2 protein-coding genes and 1 pseudogene are annotated in these 1,564 nt (G+C 62.8%); 2 read left to right on the top strand and 1 reads right to left on the bottom strand.

Annotated elements, in window-relative coordinates:
- Positions 1–341, bottom strand: a 341-nt coding sequence (locus tag A5705_RS16995; protein ID WP_369829607.1) for a glycosyltransferase family 2 protein, incomplete at its 3' end; no start/stop codon positions are given.
- 54 nt (positions 342–395) lie between these two features.
- On the opposite strand from A5705_RS16995, the gene A5705_RS17000 reads away from it, so the two are divergent.
- Positions 396–1,418 (top strand): GAP family protein, encoded by a 1,023-nt coding sequence (locus A5705_RS17000; protein WP_231982482.1) that lies wholly within the window; start codon positions 396–398, stop codon positions 1,416–1,418.
- Positions 1,405–1,564 (top strand): annotated as a pseudogene (locus tag A5705_RS27860) (glycosyltransferase family 2 protein); the annotation flags it as partial. The gene A5705_RS17000 and the pseudogene A5705_RS27860, both read left to right, overlap by 14 nt.

Here is a 1,564-nt window from a genome sequence, read left to right on the forward strand (position 1 = left end):
CCGGGCAGAAGCCAGTCGTCGCCGTGCACGAACTGCACGCAGGTGCCGCGGGCCAGTTCCAGGCATTTGTTGTGGTTGCCGTTGAGCCCGAGGCGGGGCTGGTTCTTCACCAGCCGGTCCCCCGGCCGCAGCAGCGACGCGGCGATGGCGGGCCCGTCATCGGACGAATCGTCGTCGACGACCACGATCTCGAAGTCGACGCCCTCCTGATCGAGGATGCTGCGTAGGCAACGGGCGATGGTTGCGCCGTTGTTGTACATCGGGACGCACACCGAGACAGCCGGCTTGGCTACCATGCCTGGCTCATCAACGAAGAGCGCACTGGTAGGCCCCGGTCGCATTGCGCACAGCGCTCCCCCGTTTTCCTGGCGAAATTGGCTTGAGCATATCCTTCGATGACGGATCCGGATGCCGTTGGTCACGATTACCACCTGTCGGGGATGTCGTCAGGCAGCCCGAGACGCTGGTCAGCGGCCTGTGTAGCGCGCAGCGGGCTATCCGACACCCCAAGACGGGTTGGCCGCTCGCTTCAACTGCAACCCGCGCCTCGCGTCGCGGCGACATCGTTGTTCGGACCCACAAAAAGCCATACGCCGAACGAACGAATTCGCCAGTTACGCCACGAGATACGGTCCGGCAAGGTAGCGTTCCAACTGATGTGGACGATACTGCTGATCGCCGGGTTCGGGATGGCGATTGACCCCATCCGGCTAGGGATGGCCGTGGTCTTATTGACGCGCCGGCGACCAATGCTGAACCTGTTCGCGTTCTGGCTGGGTGGCATGGTCACGGGCGTCAGCATTGCGGTTGCAGTGCTGCTGCTGATGCGGGACGTGGCGCTGGTGGCCATCCGTAACGTTGCCGACGCAATTTCGCAGGTCAGGTCTGCGATTGTCATCTTCGAAGGCGCACGCCTTCAGATCACCCTGGGCCTGTTTGCGCTGGTGGTTCTAGCGTTCATGACAGCCCGCGCAAAGGCGGCGGCGCAGGTACCCACGTCATCGGTGACCGCGGGCGACGGTGGTACGACCATGCTGGTGGAGGAGCGTCCACGCAGCATATTCCAGCGGTTGGGTGCCATCACCCATGACATGCTCAACTGCGACGTTGTCTGGCCGGCTTTTGTGGTTGGCCTCGGATCGTCATTTCCACCTTACGAGGGTGTAGTTCTGCTGGCCATCATCATGGCCTCGGGAGCTGCCGTCGCTACGCAGTTCGTTGCCTTCATCTTGTTCATCCTCATGGTGCTCGCTGTGATCGAGATACCCCTGGTTGCCTATCTGGTGAAGCCGGAACAGACCCAGGCGCTGATGCTGCGGATCCAGCACTGGTTACACACTTACCGTCGCCAAATCACCCAAGTCAGCCTCGGCGGTACCGGCCTCATACTGCTGACGCAGGGTATTGCCGCCCTCTGAGAGCGCTGCCGAGGGCGCGGTATCGGTGAATCCCGACCAGGCTCACGGGCCGCCTGCAACCCCGCTGGTCTCCGTGTGCGTGCCGATGTACAACAACGCCGGCACGATCGAGCGCTGCCTGCGCAGCATCCTCGATCAGGAGGGCG

The sequence above is a fragment of the Mycobacterium sp. E787 genome, from assembly GCF_001668725.1.
In the GTDB taxonomy this organism is placed as follows: Bacteria; Actinomycetota; Actinomycetes; order Mycobacteriales; family Mycobacteriaceae; genus Mycobacterium.